Genomic DNA, 20,168 nt, shown 5'->3' on the forward strand with positions numbered 1-20,168 from the left:
TCGGAACTAAATTAAGGAACCGCCGTATACCGAACGGTACGTACGGTGGTGTGAGAGGACAGGTAGGGAATTAATCCCTACCTTCCTACTCGATTGGGGATGGAAATGCACGGGTGATTTTATTATAATTTCTTTGTTTGTTGGTTTGTAGCTTATGTTATTGTGCACTTTAATTTTGATTCCCTTACCTGGTTTATTTCATCGCGCTATCGCCCTTTACCGTTCATTGATAGCTATTGATGCCATGAGAAAGTTATCTCTTTTTATCATTTTGTTATATTTGTTAAATCATCAAAGCGGAAAGGCACATCATCAACCAGCTAAAGCAGCACTATTACGTCTGGCAGCCAATGGGCAGCAGAATTTGCTAATATGTGCGAGAAAGGACCTGCCGGTCAGGTACGAAAATATGGCCTTGCTGGACAAAACCCACAAAGCACTGACTTGGTTCACCCGTTATGGGTGATGTATGATATTAAGTAGTTTCTTGAAAGTGAGTACAAGCTTTTAGCCTCTATGAGTGCGAATGTCTTAGATGAATGTAGGCTATGAGAAAATCAAAGGATCTAGTTATTTTGTTTTAATAGGATTAATTGAGGTAGGACCCTTGATTTTTCTCTTTATACAGTTCGTGAAATAGCGGCAGTAAAAAATACTGTTGCACTTTCGAAAAATAATTCATTCCTTTGTTGAGCGATTGATAATGTACTGGTGCGTTGTTAGTAGATTCCAGATTGTTCCCGTGTTGTTAGTATATTAAAAACTTTTAAATCCCTTACCTGATTTATTGTTTTCCCTTAACTGTCTCATATGCCTGACGAATGTATGCCCAAGCTCGATCCTTAATTTAATGCCTTATTATCTGTAGTATGAATGTAATGCGCTGATAGGGTGTTGTTTTTTCCGTTGTATCCGTGCAATGGACGTTGTCCCTATGTTTCTTCATTTTCAAATCCATCTTTGTATGGTGAGAACTGCATGCCTTGTGCTGCTGTTGGGGTTTTGTGTGCCTGCCCTGGCCCAGCAACCTATTATGTTTCCGGGTACGCGGCCGGCAGACAGCACCTATAAACAATTTTTATACGGGTCCCTGGCACGACGGATATTGATTGATTCTCTGAACCACCGGTATGCGCCATTGCAGCAGGAGGAATCGTTGCTTACAGGAAGGCCTGACACAGGCCTGAATAATACAGCCCGTAATGCCTTGCTCAGTTATGTGCAGCAGACCAGCGGGGCATCCCACTTGCATAGCCTGCAGCAGCAGGCGGCCGTGCTGAAAGATTCTGCCAGGCTTCGGTCTTACCTGGATAAAAAACTCAGAGGTTTTTATGCCTTGCAGGATCCTTTGCCCATATTGCCTTCCATGCGGAAAATAGCGCTCGATAATCAATTTCAAGGAGCAGGCGTAACTGCTTTTTATGATAATAGCGGATCTTCTGTAATACAATCCGGTTACACTGCGCAGCTCAGTGATGAAGCGGTAGTGGCCAATATTCCGTTTCACATCAATTACACCAATATTTCCGGGCATTCCGCTTTTCAGCCTGGGTATTCCGACCAGAGTCTTACCAAAATTTCTTTCGATAAAGACGCTTACCGCAAAAGGCTGGAAGGCCTGGTAAACCAGCATTATGACCTCCGTAAATATTTCCTGCAGGATGTTAACGTGGGGGATGCGCTGCGCACTTACGCTGGCAATGACCTGCGGAATATCACGCAGCGGATGGACAGCCTGTATCATGTAGCGGGTAGGGGTGGCATCGGAAATGTCATATCCCCGGACCAGTTGTTTTACCTGGACAGTGCGCAGTTGCGTAATGCCGTAAAACAGCGGTTGCCAGACGGGGATAGCCTGCAGGAGCGGATTTCAGATGATTACCTGCAGCAATTGTATGCCCTTAAAAAGCAGTATGGAAATAAGGCTCCCCAGGACCTCTTGCATGTGCAAAATAATACAAACGGGAAGATCACGCAATGGATGCAGGAAGAAGGACAACAGGCGGAAACTGACAAAACCCTACTGCCACTGAATTTTGTACAAAAGCTGATGCTTAAAGCGCAAAGCTTGAACATTGGCAATTTTGCTGCCGGCGGCAGTGCCGGTACCGTGTCCGGCTTGTTCATGAAAGGGGCGCAAGGTACTTTCCTGGGTAAAAATGATAAATCTTTCATGCTGGGAGCTGGTACCCGGCAGGATTTCAGCACCCTGAAAGACGCTCCCTTCAGCAATTCGCTGGAAGGCTCGGGTTACATGATGGAAATGCTGCAGTTGGGCAAAGGTATGCCCGATCAGCCACATAGCCTGGTGGGAGCTGTAAATGCCAATAGCAAGAATACCAATATGAGCCAGTTTTCTACAATGGCACTCCCCCGGAATATTTTCGTGGGTACCTTCTCCAAAAGTATGCATGTGGGCAGCTATGGTACGCTAGACGTGGATTTGGGAAAATCTGCTAATACTTTCAGTAATGCGACTACCGGCAGCGACTATGCTTCTGCAGGGAAAGCCGCCGCGCTCACGTTGATGAACGATTTCTGGCAGACATTTTCTGCCGGCCTTGATTTTAACGGCATGGTGGACGAATGGAACCTTTCGCACCGGGAGTACATCAGTTATTCCGGTATGTCTTATAACAACCCGGCGGCCCCATTTGGTACCCGGGGCAGCATTCGTTACGGGATCAACCTGAAACGTAGTTGGTATCGTAATAAATTGGTGATCGGCATTAAAACAGATCAGCGTACCATCCACAACTCTCCGGACGGCAGCGATGCATGGCGCAACCAGCAATATAGCGTGGATGCCCGTTATAAGTTAGATCGCAATTTCTCGCTGAGCGCCCGCATCAGCCAATCCACCATGAAAAACACGGCTTCCACCGATCACAGTAACGACTTCGTGACACGGCAGGTTTCTGTCTCCTCCCAGGCCAGCACCCATTGGTGGGGGATTGCCCAGAGCAGCAATGTAACCATGGGCATGCAGCAGATGAACGTGGGCAGTCTTAAAAGCCTGTTACTGAATGTGAACCTGAACCATAACGTAGTACTGAACAGCAACGTGGTGTCCTTGAATGTTTTTTATAACAAGGACGTAAAGGACAATGCGCTGTATGGGAATATGTTTAACGCAGAAGCGATCTATAATTACACCTTGTTGAAATCCCTAAGCTGCGGCAGTGGTATTACCTACCTGAGCGACCTGCCGGTGGTACGGCAGGCAGGATTGAAACAGACGTTGACCGCCATCCTGTCCCAGCGCCTGAGTACTTCGCTGTACCTGGATTGCCGCAGGAACCTTCACAACACGCCACAAAATTATTTGTATGGCACTTTCCATAGCGAAGTAGCCTTGCATTACGCATTTTAAAGGAGTATAGCTTATGAAGCAGGTCAGATTTTTAATTGGTTTAATGTGGTGCCTGGCTACCGGTATGGAGTCCCATGCCCAGGTGTCTTTTGTGTTTGTGCCTGCCGTGCAGGGACGCACACTGGACGGGCTGCTGAAAGTTAAACTCATCAATAGCGGCAATCCCGGCGTAGCCAGTTTGCTGGTAACGGTAACGGATACACGTGGTGCTAGGATGGTAACGCTCAAAACGCCACCATTCCAGGTAATACGGGGCGTAAATTCTGTGCCGGCTGCCGCCGTGCAGCGCGCCTCGATCAACTTTGCGCAGGGGCAGGGCGCTTCACTGCTGCGGCAGTCCGGTTTTTTCCCGGCCGGGGATTATGAATACTGTTTTGAGCTGTCCACGGAAAAAGGAGAGGATATAGAAGGCAATCAGTGCTTTGATTATGAACTGGAGCCTTTTTCTCCTTTGTTGCTTACTACGCCTGCAGAAAAAGACCAGCTCTGCGACAAGCGGCCTTCCTTTTTTTGGCAGCCCCTGCTGCCTTTAGTGCCAGGTATGCAATACCGGCTGGTACTCACCGAGATCAAAGAAGGACAGGCTCCTATAGAGGCATTGCATTATAACCTCCCATTAGTAAACCAGGTGGGCATCTCCGGGCCTTTTCTCTTTTTCCCGCCTTCCGCGCCGGAGTTGCAGGAAGGCCATCATTATGTATGGCAGGTAACTGCCTATAAGGGCGACCTGGTATTGCAGGACTCCGAAGTGTGGGATTTCAGCATGGTGTGCAAAGACAGTACGCCTGCGTTACCGGTAGATGCGTTCCGCGATATTGAAGACCTGGTGAGGGCCAATTTCTACCTGGCCATGGGTGCATTGCAGTTTTCTGTGCAGAACGTATACGATAAAACCACCCTGCAGTATATTATTACATGCATTACCGATCCTTCTGTGAAGGTGAAATCGTTGCCGGAAATAAAATTACAGCATGGCCTTAATAACCTGCGTATAGACCTGCAGAATAACAAGGCTTTCCGGGATGGTAACTATTACCTGCTGACAGTGATGCTGCCTTCCGGAACGGAAAAGAAATTACGCTTTCAATACAAAGACCCGCAGCAATGAATAATCCCCTGAAGTTATTGGGTTTGGCCTTCCTATTATGGGCAGGATGTAAACCAGACCCCCGGAAAGCGATTGCGCAGATGATGGGTGACCGGAACGGCGGTTTGGTGGCTTCCCGGCAAACGGAGGTAGCCCGTATGCAATGCGCTTACCTGCCTGTGCGCTGGCAGGCTTTTGAAAAACAAGTGCCAAAGACAGACGGCGCGGATGAGACGGAAATGGACTTTCGCCTGCAGGTAGTGCTGCTGCCTGCCGGTACGCCGCTGCCTCATGGACCGGCGTTCAGTTATGGACTGGATACTTTGTTTGCCCTGGTGCTGGACGGGGATACCCTGCCGGCCATTTACGCGGAACGTATGCCCCAAGGAAATATACGGGGCATTGAATACCTCGTGGGTTTTGAAAGACGCAACTGGAATGGGGTACAGGCATCCCTGATTTTCAAGGATCATCTCTTTACCGGCCAGCCGCAGATTTTCTCATTTGATTTATTGCAAGCAGCAAAAATAGACTCTTTAAGCAAGCGGCTATGATATATGTAGTAAAGTGCAGAAAGGCGATTGCCTGTTTTTTCCTGAGCCTCCTCCTTGTACAGACTTTGACGCCCCTGCGCGTGCATGCGCTTACCAGTGGCCCCGTGGCGCCGGAGGCCCGGCAGTTTTCCCCGGCAGGCGTCAGTGATATGGTAGACCTCTTTTCCGGGGGATTCAAGTATGATATACCCCTCCTGGATATTGACGGCTACCCGGTGAACCTGAACTATGCTTCCGGCACTGGTATGGAGGACGAGGCCAGTTGGGTGGGCTTGGGCTGGAACCTTAACGTGGGTGCCATTAACCGCCAGCTACGCGGTATCCCAGACGACTTTAGTGGCGACAGTGTAAGGACGGAACATTATACTAAGCCCAATGTGACCATAGGAGGGAAGGGTACTATAAAAGGGGAACTGGCTGGCTGGAACGCGGCGGGGCTTTCCGGCTCCCTGTCTGTAGGCGTTTTTAGCGACAACTACCGAGGCATTGGCGCGGAAGTAGGCGCTAACGTGGGAATCTTCGTGGGAGAGCCTAATAGTATGCTCACCAGCAGCTTAGGAGTAGGTGTGAACTCTAACACCTCTTCCGGGGTGGATGTAAAGCCCTTAATTTCCCTCGGTATGTATGAAAAAGCAACCGATAGTAAAACAGTGAATATGGGGCTTTCCGCCTCCCTCGGCTATAATACCCGGCAGGGCCTCAAAGCACTGAACCTGGGCGCTTCCTTTGGAGTGACCGGTAAGGATATGGATGGGGTACAGGGTAGCACCAATTATGATGTGGCGCAATCCGTCATATCTTTTAATACGCCGCCTTTTACGCCCAATATCGGTATCGGGTATAGAAACACCAGTTCCACCTATAGCGTGGACATAGGCGGTGTGGCCTGGATCGCCTTCGCAGGCGTAGGCATGACGGGATATAAAAGTACCCGGGAGATTATTTCCACGGTACGCCAAGACCCGGAATATGGTTATATGTATGCAGAAAAAGGTGTTAACAGGGACAGCGCATTATTGGACTGTATGCGGGAAAAAGACAACCCCGTGATCACCTCCCTGCCCAACCTGGCCGTGCCTGTGATCACGCCGGACCTCTTTAGCTACAGCGGGCAGGCTGGTAGTGGTCAGTTCCGCCTGTTCCGTAACAGCACCGGCGTGGTGAACGATCCCGCACACCAGGATATTACGAAGAGTAATACCGATGGACTGGACCTGGGATTAGGTGGTTATGTGCACGGCGGGGTGAGCCTCTACAACCAGAATGCCCGCGACCGTACCGGCAAATGGAGGGCAGACAATAATTACAATGCAAAAGGAGATTATCAAAGTGCTGCTGCGCAAACGGCGGACGAGGCTTCCTATTTCAAAGTGGTAGGTGAAAAAAACACCATGGACCCCGCGTTCCTTACCGCCATTCATGGGGAAAGTGCAGTAAAGGTATCGGTGACCAATAAACTGGCAAATGCCTCCCTGGTAGAAGACCACGTAGTTACGCCGGTGGCGTCCTTTAAAAAGTCTAAACGGGAGATCCGCCGGACCTCCATTAGCTATCTTACCGCAGGGGAAATGCCTTTCAACGCGGCGAATGCGATATACAATTACAATTTCCTGGAAGATACTACGCACCTCGCTGCGCCCTATACCTGCAATGGGAACGCTTCCTCGGGTACCCCAGGCATGTCTGTTCGTCAGACGGGCGTAAGAGCGCGCCATCACCTGTCGCAGATCACCGTGAATGGCGACGATGGCCGGCGTATGGTGTATGGGCAACCGGTGTATAATCTGCGGCAAGACGAATACACCTTTGCCACCAATGGCACAGGTGCCGACGCTGCCAAAAACCTGGTGCCTTACACGTTGGCCGGCAATAATACGATTAACCATACCGCAGGTGTGGATAATTACTACCACCATGAGATCACGCCCGCTTATGCGGCTTCATTCTTGCTCACGGCGGTGCTGTCGCCGGATTACGTGGACGTAACCGGCGATGGTATTACGGATGATGATATGGGAACGGCGGTGAAATTCAATTACAGCCAGGCCCCGGCTACCTACAACTGGAGGACGCCGATAGACGCTGGCAAGGCTACCTATAACAGGGGGCTGAATGCTGATCCGGATGATGATAAAGGCAGTATTATTTTTGGACAGCGAGAGCTTTGTTACCTGCAATCCATCGAAACGCGGACCAAGATCGCTTATTTTATCACGGAAGCGCGAAATGATGCCATCGGGGTTACGGACTTCAATGGCGTTCAGAATACAGGATCCCGGCAGCGTTATTTGAAGGAAATACGACTGTATTCTAAGGCCGATCCGGCCAAACCCATTAAGACAGTTGTGCTCAATTATGACTACTCGCTATGTCCCAATATTCCTAACGGGATCACCGCCGGCCAGGGCAAGCTTACCCTCAAAAGCCTGTATTTCAAATATGGTAGTTCAACAAAAGGTAAGCATCATCCGTACTTTTTTGAATATACTAATAACCAGGGTTATGATTATATGTGCTCGGATCGCTGGGGTACTTTTAAACCCGTAGCCAATAACGCCCTGGCTGGCCTGGGCGCGCTGCGCAACGACCAGTTCCCCTACAGTACCCAGGATTCCGCTACCGCTGCGCAAAACGCGGCAAAATGGAACCTGAACAAAATAACCCTGCCTTCGGGGGGGGTGATCTCGGTGGACTATGAATCGAACGATTATGCTTATGTGCAGGACCAGCGTGCCATGGCAATGGTTAAGGTGCAGGCGCTCATTAACGAGAATGGGGGCGCATCGTCTATCCGGGATGCGGCGGGCATCAGCGTAGATGTGGATGACCTCACTGGTGCGCCCAATGACGCCACGCTGACCCGATGGTTCATTCAGCGTTACCTAAATGGTCATAAGGAAATGTATACTAAGCTGTACGTGAACATGACCACTAATAACCAGATTACCGCGGATGCCGCCTACGATTATGTTCCCTGTTATGCTTCCGTGAAGCAAGTAAAAAAAGACCCCAGTAATCCTAAACGGGTATGGGTATTATTTGAACCGCAAAGTGGGGGCAATATCTCAACCAATCCCATGGAATTGGCCGCCTGGCAAAAAATGCGCACGGAGTACCCCCGGTACGCCTATCCTGGTTACAACAACCGGGCGAAAGACAATGCCCCTTTCATGGCGACGCTTACTGCACTTGTGAATTCTATCAAAAACCTATCTGAGTTATGGGAGAATTTCGACCAAAAGGCCTACCGGAAGGCCTATGCCAGTACCACAGACTTATCCAAGAGTTTTGTGCGCGTGGTAAAAGGCAATGGCATCAAGATGGGTGGTGGCGTAAGGGTAAAACGTATTGCTATCAACGACCGCTGGGCTGCTATGTCTGCCGGCCTTAATTACAGCGATGCCGTGTATGGGCAGGAATACGAATACCGCACGGAAACACCGGGTGGTTTGATCAGCAGCGGCGTGGCCAGTTACGAGCCGGGTATTGGCAATGACGAAAATTCCCTGCACCTGCCGGTGCCCTATACGCAAAACATCCGTGGTGCGCTGAGTAATGAGTTTTACCTGGAGCAGCCTTTTGGGGAAGCCTTGTATCCTGGGCCCCAGGTGGGCTATAGCCACGTAGTGGTGCGGGACCTGGATGAAACCCATAAAGCGGACGCCCTGTACCGTACAGGTTATACTGCTCATGATTTTTACACAGCAAAAGATTTTCCGGTGGAGGTTTCTGCTACGGATCACCCGCTGGTGTCGGATAACCATCCTTCCAGCGGTTTCGGTTTCTTTGGCGCCAATATCCGCCATGAAGTGTCGATGTCGCAGGGATATGTGGTACGGCTAAACGACATGCATGGTAAACCAAAGGGAGATTACACGTATAATATGAGCAAACAGCTCATTGCTTCCACAGAATATCATTACAGCAGTGAGATAGCAGACGCCGGCCGGCTGCGTCTGAAAAATACGGTGGATGTGATTGATGAGAATGGGCTCATTTCCCCACAGCAGACCATTGGCCGGGAAATAGAAATGTATGCCGACATGCGGGAATCTAAAAACGATAACGATGGCAAGACCATCCAGATAGGGGCAGACGTGGTGCCGGGCTTTTGGGGCATTCCTTTCCCTTTGCCCCACTGGCCCCGGAATAACAATAGTGAGCATGAGTTGTTGCGCACGGCCTGTATCATGAAGGTGATACAGTGCAGTGGTATTATGGATAAGGTGGTGAAGATGATCAACGGTTCTACTGTGACCTCCAGGAATCTGCTATACGACCGTAATACTGGGGAAGCGGTGGTGACGCAGACCAATAATGAATTTGATGATCCGGTGTATGCTGTGACCATGCCGGCCTATTGGGCTTATGGGAAAATGGGCGGGGCTTACAAGACGCTGAATGCTACCTATTCCGGCGTTATTACCAATGGAAGCGGAGTGCTGAACGCCATAGCTGCCGGTTATATGACACCAGGAGATGAAGTGATGGACCTGCAAACGGGAAAACATTACTGGGTAATATCTTCTGGGAAAAATAGCGATACCTCACCAGCCGGCCAGGCTGTCCGGCTAGTAGACAACAATGGTTCACTAAAGCGTGATTTTAGCGGATACATAAAAGTATATCGTTCTGGTTACCGGAACCAACTGACCAGTGGCACTGCCAGTTTTGCCATGCTCAATAACCCAGTCAGCGGTAGCGACAACCCGGTGTTTGACCTGCGCCAGAACCTGGAACTGGCGGCCAAGCAGGTGGTGAGCGCACAAACTACCCTGTATGACGAGAACTGGGGACAGCGCCGGCCTTGCGCTACCTGTCCTGCAGGATATGCGCTGAGCACCGATGGGCTTACCTGTGTGAAAAGGCCGGATTCTGTTTATAGGACAGACTTTCAGTTGGCAGCAGGCAGTGTAAGTCATTTTTACGGGGATCGCGGTGCGTTTATTTTTGATGCCCAAGGCAATATCACAGATTCCGTAAAAGGATCGTATTGGGGAGGAGCCTGTTCCGGCACCAATTCGGTTACCGCTGGTATAACAACATTGGCCAGTGCGGGAGATAGCCTGCAACTTATGCGGCTACAGGCAAGCAGCGAAACGAATGCCTCTCCTGCGGCTGTACAGGTGGAGAGCGGCTGTGGAAGACTTTATGCGGAAGGTATTTGGTGGGCCGGTACAAGTGTCGCCGATGTATCCCTGAGGGGCTTTATCACCTGTGTGAACCTGCCCCGCTCCGGTGATTTCTACCTGGGATTTGGCGCGGATAATTATGGAAGGGTTTATATAGACGACCAGTTGATCGATGAGGTGATAGACGATAATTACAATAACCTGGAGCAATGGCGTATCCGCCCTTTCCATGTAAATACAGCAGGACAACACCAACTGCGTGTGGAAGCGCGGAATAGGGGCACAGAAACTGCGGTGGCGGCACAGATATACAATACCACCAATAAAACAGACCTGATCAACTCCAAAAATTCTCCGGTGGCTAACCTGGTAACCTATAGCACCGGCAGCCTGAAAGGCCGTAACGACGTGGAAACTTATATTGTTAATCCGGATGGCAGTATTACCTACCATTACAGTTGCGATGGAGGCCCCGCTTACATCTGTGATCATAATACCCAGTGTGATATAGCACCGGTGAATGTAGTAAATCCTTATACAGCAGGCTTGCAGGGCAATTGGCGTCCTTCAGAGGATAAAGTATTTGAGGTGAACCGCACGGATCAGGGTGTATTCAATGCCCCAGGCTCCGGCCCCCTGGTGCGAAAAAGCGGTTATTTTCTTTCTTTTACCCCTTATTGGTATTACGACAGTGCCAACCTGAAATGGGGCGTAGCCACTGCCAATGCGGCCAAATGGATCAGCGCCCGGTATGTGACACTGTACGACAAATATGGACAGGAACTGGAAAACCATGATGCACTGAACCGTTATAGCGGTGCCATTTATAGCTTTAACGGCCAACTGCCAGCGGCGGTATCGTCTAACGCACAGCAGCGGGAAATGTTTTATGACGCATTCGACGATTATTATTTCCGCAATGGCTGCAATGGTAGTGCTGAATGCGACCGGGATAGTTTTAATATCCGAAGAATAGTAGGGACTAACTACAGCTCATGGCTAGACAGTACCCAGTCCCACTCCGGCCGTTACAGCCTGAAGTGCTATAACACCATTACCCTAAATTGCCTGGTGCATCCCGTGCAGCAGAAAACACAGCCCTACCTGTCTACCGATTCGGCGGGAATATATGTACGCAGGGATATCCTTGGGCTATATCCTTCTGGCTTTAACCCGGTGGCCGGAAAGCAATATATCTTCTCCGCCTGGATCAATGATGGGCAACCGCTTACGGACAATGCCACGGGGATTACTGTGACGGTTTCCGGAAACATCACCACGACCATTACCTTGAAGCGTAAAGCTACCGTGGAGGGATGGAAACTGGTGGAAGGCACCATTGATCTAAGCCAGGTGGCGCCTACGCCGCGCCGCATTCAGGTGGTCATACAGGGAGGTGCATCCATACGCTTAGATGACATCCGCATATTTCCTTTTGATGCGGAAATGAAGACTTATTCCTATGATGACCAGACGCTGCGCCTGATGGCAGAAATGGACGAGAACAATTTTGCCACCTTCTATGAATACGATGAAGAGGGTACCCTGGTGCGCCTCAAAAAGGAAACAGACCGGGGTATCATGACAATTAAAGAAACCCGCTCGGCGTATCGTAAAGGGCAGTAAAACCGTAATCATTAAACATCCGCTATGAAAAGATATTATGCTATTCTCTTGTCGGGCATTTTAGTATTGGGTATCGCGGCAGTCTTTGCCGCTCCTGCTATCCATCGCATCTGGAAACAGCCACCGCCCCCACAACCGGCGGCAAAGCAAACGCCCCGGTATACGGCTGGTCAGCAGGCGATACTGACAGAAATGATCCGCATTATACACCGGGAAATGTCGATGCAGGTGTTTTATGCCAGCGGCCATATGGACGCCCATAACCCGGCAGACAGCGGCAATGACCTGCATGCCGTTTTCACCTGCAGCCGGCGGGGACAGGAATATTATTACCGGGTAGGAGCACAGGAAATGGTGGCATTATCCGGCCTGTTCATTACCATAAACCATGATCTCCGCAAGATGACGATCGGGGAATCTCAGCAACTGATGGTGCCGTCGTTAGTACCGGAAGCCGACCTGGAAAAGATGTGGGAAGGAGAAGACTATGAGATCACCGCGGATACCCTGCAAAGCAAAGTGAAGATGCGTTTTTTGTGCGAGCGTCACGTCAGTTGCAAGGAATTCCGGATGGAATACGATACAGCGGTAGGCCTGCCTTCATTACTGTACATGCGCATGACAGATCTCGCAGATCCACTGAACAAGGACGCAGACAGGATATACCAGCTTACAGTGGATGAATGGCGGACCGACGCACAGCCCGGCCTGTTTGTCGCAGCCCAATATGTAAGCGGCGGTAAGGACCATTGGGTACCTGCAGGGCGCTTTACCGGGTATGAGTTGACTACCAGTTATTAATTGCTTCCATTTATTTGATCCCGTGCCATGAAGTTCATGAGACTTACATACCTGCAGATGAAAAAAATCGCCCTTTTGCTGTTGCCCCTTTTATTTGCGGCCGGTAGTGCGCTGGCCGCCATTGAGCCTTACCGTCAAGTATTGCAGGGCCATATAAAAAAGGGAGACACCTTGCTGGTGAAGGATGAGAAATTCCAGAATTCCGCGATCGACTGGACTTCCATTAGCAACCGCTCCGTTACCAACGTGGTGACCTTTAGCCTTTGGCGGGATACGCTGATGGTATTGACCAAAAAGTTTACGGTGAACGTAGACCTGAAAGTGGAGTACTGGAGCAGGCCAGACCAGCAGGATCCGGTGGTAGTGGCCCATGTACCACTTAAAATAAGTTATGACACCGCCACCGGCGCAGTATATGCGCCGCAGGACATCTATCAGTTCATGAACGGATATAAGGTGAAGCTCACCGTGAACGACATCAAAAGCCCGGAGCTGGGTGATGCTCTGCCAGGCATTTTCTTGTTGAGCAGCCAGGTGATCGTAGACCGTTCTTACACCACTCCACAAGGTGGCAACAAAACGGCCGCTTTGCTGAAAACGGCTGCCGCCCAACTTACTTCGGGTAATCTTGCACAGGTAACTCTAAACCAGCTGGATACCACCTCGGCACAGGTGAACGTATTATTCCCTACGGACAATACAGCCGAAGAATATGATTTGGAATGGACTTATGTAGATGAGGAATCTGACCCGGGACGACAACTGGCCGTGAATGGCACGGCTACGGCAGATGCTGCACTGGCCGTCATGTTCCGCAATAACGCTACCCGCGTTACCCTGGGTAATGCAGCCAGTTATAATATCAACGTGATTTCTTACGACGCCTATCTGCTGTTGCGGATACGCCGGGTAAGTTATACCAGCGGATTCCGGAACGAACAGCCCTGGCAATACCAGATGACCCTGTGGAATGCCACGCAAACCACTTCCACCACTTCACAGGCCGTGGTACTACTAAGCGCGCCCTGGCATCAGCCCCGTTTAAACTGGCAATACAGCGCTTCTTTTGCAGAAGAGGGGAAAAAGAAGGAGGTGATTTCCTATCTGGATGGAAGCTTGCGCAATCGCCAGGCTGTAACGCTGAATAACTCCGATAACATCGCGGTAGTGCAGGAAAATGTGTACGACCGTTTTGGCCGTTCCGTGGCTAACATATTGCCCGCGCCCATCAATAAACAGGCCCTGGAATATTACCGGAGCCTGAACCTGAGTAATACCGGTACCAACATTCCTTACAGCTACAAAGATGTAGACCCGCAGCAGGATGGTGCCTGTATTCCCCTGCCACAGCCGCTGAAAAACACGGTTGGCGCGGCGGCTTATTATTCTGCCAACAACGAATTTGCCGCAAATGCCACGCTGGTAGCAGCCCGGCCTTTCCTGAAATACATCCCAGACGCCGCCGGGTACCCGCTGGCTGTGACGGCTTACACAGCGGATAACACTGGTCGGGTAAGCGTGCAGGGCGGCGTGGGCCTTCCGCTTCAGCCCAATAATACGGATGGAGGCCATGCCACCCGATATTACTATGGAAAGCCGCTGGCCTGGGAAATAGACCGCCTCTTTGGTAATGATGTAGGCAATACCAGCCATTACCTGAAAAATATGGTGCAGGATGCTAATGGCCAGCTCAGTATTTCTTACCAAAACATGGAGGGCAAAACCATTGCCACCGCATTGGCAGGGGAAACGCCAACAAGTCTTTCCCCGCTGGATTCCAAGCCAGGGGCTAATCTTATGAATGTTACTGTATTGCAACCAGGAGATTTCCAGTTCGACCCCAGCACACTTTCCATCACAGGGTCTGCCACCTACCTGGCCAACACCACCGGCAATGCGGCTTTCACCTATACAGCAGACAAGCTCATTGAAAAATATGTGCAGAACGGGGTGATCATCTGCAGTAACTGTTATTATGACCTGCACATTACCATTACGGACGATTGCGGCAATGATCTGATGCAGTCGTCTGATAAGCTGGTACAGATCGGCAGTACGGTGTCCGATTGCAATGCAACGGGCAAGTATAACGGTAATTTTAACGTGAATTTTGGTAAGATAGGGGAGTTCTATATTACCTTTAAATTATCCTACAATCCCGATGTGATCGAGGCCTTCGCCAATGATTTTGTGGCGAGGAATACCAACCTGAAAACGCGTTATCAATTTATACAGGATCAGCTGGATCAGAGCAATTTCATGGATTGTTATTCAGATTGCACGACCTGCAAGGCCAGTCTGGGCGACAAACCTACGTTCGTTAATGGGCTGTATGCACGTTTTGTGGCCGATAGCGGCAAAACAGTAGCGGGTGACAGCATAACTTTTAACAACTGGGCTAACAAGTTATACGATTCCTTGTATGCCAAATGCCAGGCTTCCATGGCCAACTGCCAGAGCAATGCATGCGATGAACTACGCCAGCAAATGGCGGGCGATGTAAGTCCGGGTGGCCAGTACGCTTTGTTTGATTCCAGTTATCAACCGTTGGAAAAGGACATTAACGTGATTTTTCAACACTGGCGTGACGTCTTCCCGGTAAAACATGTCGGCGATTCCCTTTATTCAGCTACAACGATCACCTTGGCGGACAATACGACCACTTCACCCTGTGATACGACTTTTACCCTGGCCATGCTGGTACAATACTGGGAACCGGAATGGGGATTGAAGTTCGTGCAGTATCATCCGGAACAGTGCGGGTTGAGCTTCTGCAATACCTATGGCTCCTACTTGTCGTGGGATAAACAGATTCAGGAAGTGTATACCAAAGCGAGTGATATTCCTTTATTCTTTCATGGCGCAGGTTATCAGTACGTATCATCCTGGCTTATGACGGCCGATCCTTTCTTTGCCTCCGGTGCGCTGGGCAGCGGTTACTCGTCGCAGTTCGCAAGCGACCTGGCCAATTATTCCAGGGATGTGATGGGCGTTACCAATACAGACCTCAGCGTAAAAGGCCTGAGCCAATATGTAGATTATGAACTGTATTGCGCGGATACCACGGCCAGTATACAAACCAATGCAGCGTCCCATCCAACTGAGTTAGAAGCCTGGAATAGCTGTACACCTGCCACGGCCTGCCGTATAATTGACCGGGAATGGGGATTGTATTCCCAGTTGTACTTCGAGTTAAAGAAAAAATATTATTCCCTGGCCCGGCAGGCCTATTGCGGGAGCATGTGTGCCATAGGCACGGAGCCGCCGATGACGGGTACCAGTTGCCCTTCCCCGCTGAATTTTACCATTGTGGCTTCCTCCAAGGCGGATAGCGCCGGCTTTAAATTTGCCAAAGTAATCAGCGTCCGTGATCCGGTAGGGAAAAATGCCGTGGTTACGCTGAACTATCCTCCCGAATATAATGGCCTGAACGCCACTACCACGCTGAACTTCACTCCGTTGGACGATTCCTTGAATTTCTATTATGATGCCAGGATCGATATTAACCTGATCTCCATTGGGGAGGTAACTTGTATTTGTGATAACGCAACCATATTACGGGTAGAGTCACAGACTAGTACCAATACTTACTACGGAGGAGGATACAACTATGGTATTGACGTTATGCCCTGCAATAATGCCAATGTTATTCCCGCCCATGGCTGTGTAAAAGTATATGTGGGGAGTAATCCCAATCCGCAGACTTTTACCGATGTGAACAATATCTGGAAATGCGCTACCTGCGATGGCACTACCTCGACCTTTAATGTGAATGCGGTTTATCAATGGTCAGATACCTCCTTCTCCTCCGCAGATTCTCTTTATATAATCCGTCCGAACAGCACGCAAGGCTTTATTTATCCAATCCCCACTTCCTGCCAGGTGGCGCCCCGGTATTACAATTGCATGTCCGTCAATTATAACGGGAATTTGTCTTACTTCGCACATGCTTATGTGTATGCCTGCCGGGCCAATATTTCCTCCCGAGTGGCCGCAAGCGCCACTGCGCCCCAATCGCAGACGATGAGCACTGCCGGGGATATATCAGCGGCAGCTATTACCACTCCGGTCGCGGAGTGTAATTATGCCAATAACTTCTCGTTGGTACCTGTTACTGCCGGGCACCCGTTAATTGATACTTTTTATGTCAGGTATACGCCTGGGGCCCATCCTATTCCTTATAGTACTACGGTGACGATAACGATAGCCTGTATAACTTTCGTAAACAACCACCAGGTACCGCAGCATATCATTACCAAAACATATCCGGCGGATTTCGACCTTTTTACCGGGAAAAGTTCAGTTTATGTAAAGAGTAATTATGGGCCAGGAGAATATTCCGATGCTGAAAATTACATTCAAAGCGTAACCTGTGTTACGCCAGGGTGTTCCCCCCTTTATGCCAACAAGGTCTCCCGCCTGGATGATTATACCACACCGTCGTTTCCTAACAATAAAGATTCACTCCGCAATGTTACGCTCAGCGCTATCGCCGACCAGATTCATACCAATTGTGAAAACACCGCGGATGCCTGGATGCAACTCCTGGATAGTTGTATGACCACTTCTTTGGGAACCACCTATACCACCAAGCGCGCCCTCCTCCGGTCCACGCTAATAGACATTTGCAGCAAAGGTGGCGACAGCAGCCATGCGTATGGATCCAGCACCACGGCGCCGGGACTTACCGGCACTGGCGGCTATACTTCTTTCCGGGATGCTATCAAAGGCATACTGGGCATGAGTGCCTACCAGATGCTTTGTAATCCCTGGCTGCTGGATAATCCTTATCCTTACAATACCCCGGTGCAGGCAGGCATGCCGCAAATCGGCGCCACAAACGCAGCCGTGTGTGCCAGGATTACAGCGCTGCAGTCGGACTACGCGGCGGCCAGCCCCCATCCGGCTACTTTTTATGATTACCTCCGCACGCACTATGCAGCCAGTATGACGCTCACCACCGCTCAGGTGAATAGCTTGGTGAATTCCTGCTCTAACTGCCGATATCTGTTGGATCAGGTCATTACACTGCCTGTATTTATGGATCCCAATAATGTGGGTTGCCTGAATGTGACCCAGTTTAACGCTGGGCTGGCGGCCTTTGCAGCCGAAGGTTGGACAGGCCTGGATACCACCAAGACTATTTACAGTACGATACTAACCAATTACCTGAACCAGCGCTGGGGTTTTACCCTGGGTGAAGCGGATTACGCGGCCTTCCGCCAAGCAATATACGCGGCTCCCAGCAGTACTTCCCTGCTGTTGTGCAATCAGCCGGTGTACGCCAGCATTCCGCAGGATCCGTTGGATTGTGCCAAAGGGCTGATTGATAACGCAGTTTCAGAAGGGCTTCGCCAGTACGATTATTATATCGATACGGTGAAACAACATTTCCGTACCCGTTACGTCAATACCTGCAGTGCCGCCCAAGTGCAGGCTAATATGCAGGTGAAGGAACAGATTTATCATTATACCTTGTATTACTACGATCAGGCTGGGAATCTCGTACGCACGGTGCCACCGGAAGGGGTGGATCTGTTAGATGGCGCCCGGCTGTCGCAAGTACAGTTGGCCCGCACCCAGCCCACTACCTGCACTTACAACGGCCCTACTGCAAATACCGATCAGAATACAGCCTTGTCGCAGCTAAATACGGCGCTGACGGGTACCAGCAAGGCCATAGAAATGTGGCTGTATAATCCGAATAATACGACTTCGCAACTGATCACTGCTACGGGCAGCAACCAGTTCCTGCTGGTGACCTGCCTGGACGGGCGTTATATGCACCTGGACTTGTACCCGATGAGCCAGTCAGTAGCCACGGAACTGGAGATGAATTCCACTTCCGCGCACATTGCCGTGGATATGAATGCGGTATTGCCGCTGAAACAGTGGACTCACCTGGTATTGCAAGGTAGCAATATCGCCTCCGGCACCATGTCGGTGTACGTGAACGGCGTAAGCTGCCCGTTGGTTACTAATGCGCCCAATGGCACCTGCAGCTTTGAAATCACGGCCCAAGCCGCTTCTGTTCAGGTAACGCAGGATTTGAGTATGCTTAAACACCTACGCTTTTATAACCGCATCATGACGGCGGCGGAGATACTGGCAGATGCGCAGGATCCCTGTTTGGGCATAACAGGTTCATTAACTAGCGTCCTGCAATTATGGTCGCGGTTTAACGTGCCGTCACCAAATACCTCCACCACCCTGGCAGACGGTAGCACCACCGAAACCCAGCGTTCCCAGGTATTTCCACAGCACCGGATCACAAGCAATTATGCCTTCAACGCTATGACCCAGGCCATTCAGCAGCAAACGCCGGATGGTGGGGTAAGTAAGTTTTGGTATGATAAGCTGGGCCGGATCGTGGCATCGCAAAATGCCCAACAGGCATCGCAGGGTAACGTATACAGCTATACGTTATACGATGTACTGAGTCGCATTACGGAAGTAGGTCAGAAAACCGGGGTAAGTCCGGCCCTGCCTGCGCCGGATTTCCTGACAGACGCCACCATCAGCACTTTTGCCGCCAGTGGGAGTAAAGAACAGATCACCAGCTCTTTTTACGATCAGCCTTATGCAGGCAGCCTTACGCTGGGCAGTACCCAGGCCAACCTGCGCAAGCGCGTATCTTACAGCAAATACAGTGACCTACTCACAACTACAGACGATCAATCCGCGATCAGCTTTTACACCTACGATCCGCTGGGCAATGTCTCCACGCTCTGGCAGCAGGTACCCGGCTTAGGGTTGCGGCAAACGGATTACCAGTTTGACCTAGTGAGCGGCAAAGTGAACAAAGTGCGCTACCAGTTTGGCAAACCAGACCAGTTTTATTATCAATATGATTACGATGCGGAAAACAGATTGACAGATGTTTCCAGCAGCGTTGCTAACCTGAGCGCAACGGCTCCCTGGGAGCTGCTGAATGCCAAACAGGACGCCCATTATCAATACTACTATCACGGCCCGCTGGGCCGGGAGCTGATTGGCGGTAGCCGTGGCTTGCAGGGAATAGACTACGCCTACACGTTGCAGGGCTGGCTGAAAGGCGTGAACGGCAATACCGCAAACGGTACCCAGGATATAGGAGGAGATGGCATTACCGGCAGCCCTTCTTCTACCATCGCACGGGATGCAATCTCCTTTTCGCTCAATTACTTTGATAATGACTACCAGGCTATTAATAGTGCTGCTACCGCGCTGGGACTATCCTACCAGCACCAGACGGGAGACGTGGGCGGACAGGCGTTGTTCAATGGCAATATCAGTAGCAGCACACTGGCCTACAGTAATTTAACTAGCGGTACACCGGTGGGGTATGCTTATCATTATGACCAGTTGAACCGTTTACTGCACATGCAGCAACATGTGCTAAGTGGCGCCGGCACCACCTGGAGCGCGGCACAGGCGGTAAAAGCCTACGAAGAACAAATCAAGTACGACGGGAACGGTAATATTGTTTTCTTTAACCGCAACGGCTCCCATGCCACCACTGCCAACGTGGTGGAGAGCCAGGCGGATATGGACCGGTTGAGTTATATTTACCCGAAGGATAATAACGGGCAACTAACGGCTAACCGTTTGCGGCA

7 protein-coding genes are annotated in these 20,168 nt (G+C 50.4%); all 7 read left to right on the forward strand.

Annotation, left to right across the window (positions count from 1 at the left end; genetic code table 11):
• Positions 1–244 precede the first annotated feature (244 nt).
• A complete protein-coding gene (locus GA0116948_RS20305; RefSeq protein ID WP_123891878.1) occupies positions 245–466 on the forward strand; it encodes a hypothetical protein in 222 nt (73 codons plus the stop codon).
• Positions 467–964: 498 nt separating this feature from the next.
• Positions 965–3,373, forward strand: a complete 2,409-nt coding sequence (locus tag GA0116948_RS20310) for a hypothetical protein (RefSeq protein ID WP_089715657.1) — start codon at positions 965–967, stop codon at positions 3,371–3,373.
• Positions 3,374–3,386: 13 nt separating this feature from the next.
• Positions 3,387–4,481: a DUF928 domain-containing protein gene (locus tag GA0116948_RS20315; RefSeq protein ID WP_123891879.1), complete on the forward strand. Its 1,095-nt coding sequence runs from the start codon at positions 3,387–3,389 to the stop codon at positions 4,479–4,481.
• Positions 4,478–5,014, forward strand: coding sequence for a hypothetical protein (locus tag GA0116948_RS20320; RefSeq protein WP_089715660.1), 537 nt, complete (start codon positions 4,478–4,480; stop codon positions 5,012–5,014). The genes GA0116948_RS20315 and GA0116948_RS20320 overlap by 4 nt, the downstream gene beginning before the upstream one ends.
• Positions 5,011–11,772 carry a hypothetical protein gene (locus tag GA0116948_RS20325; protein WP_089715662.1) on the forward strand — a complete coding sequence of 2,254 codons (6,762 nt, stop codon included), beginning with the start codon at positions 5,011–5,013 and terminating at the stop codon, positions 11,770–11,772. Before GA0116948_RS20320 ends, GA0116948_RS20325 begins: the two co-directional genes overlap by 4 nt.
• 24 nt (positions 11,773–11,796) lie before the next feature.
• Complete coding sequence (locus GA0116948_RS20330) at positions 11,797–12,573, forward strand: hypothetical protein (protein WP_089715664.1); 777 nt, start codon at positions 11,797–11,799, stop codon at positions 12,571–12,573.
• A gap of 57 nt (positions 12,574–12,630) precedes the next feature.
• Positions 12,631–20,168 (forward strand): LamG domain-containing protein (locus GA0116948_RS20335; protein ID WP_139111392.1); only part of this gene is annotated, 7,538 nt, incomplete at its 3' end.

Origin of the sequence: Chitinophaga costaii (genome assembly GCF_900094705.1) — a bacterium.
Taxonomy (GTDB): domain Bacteria; phylum Bacteroidota; class Bacteroidia; order Chitinophagales; family Chitinophagaceae; genus Chitinophaga; species Chitinophaga costaii.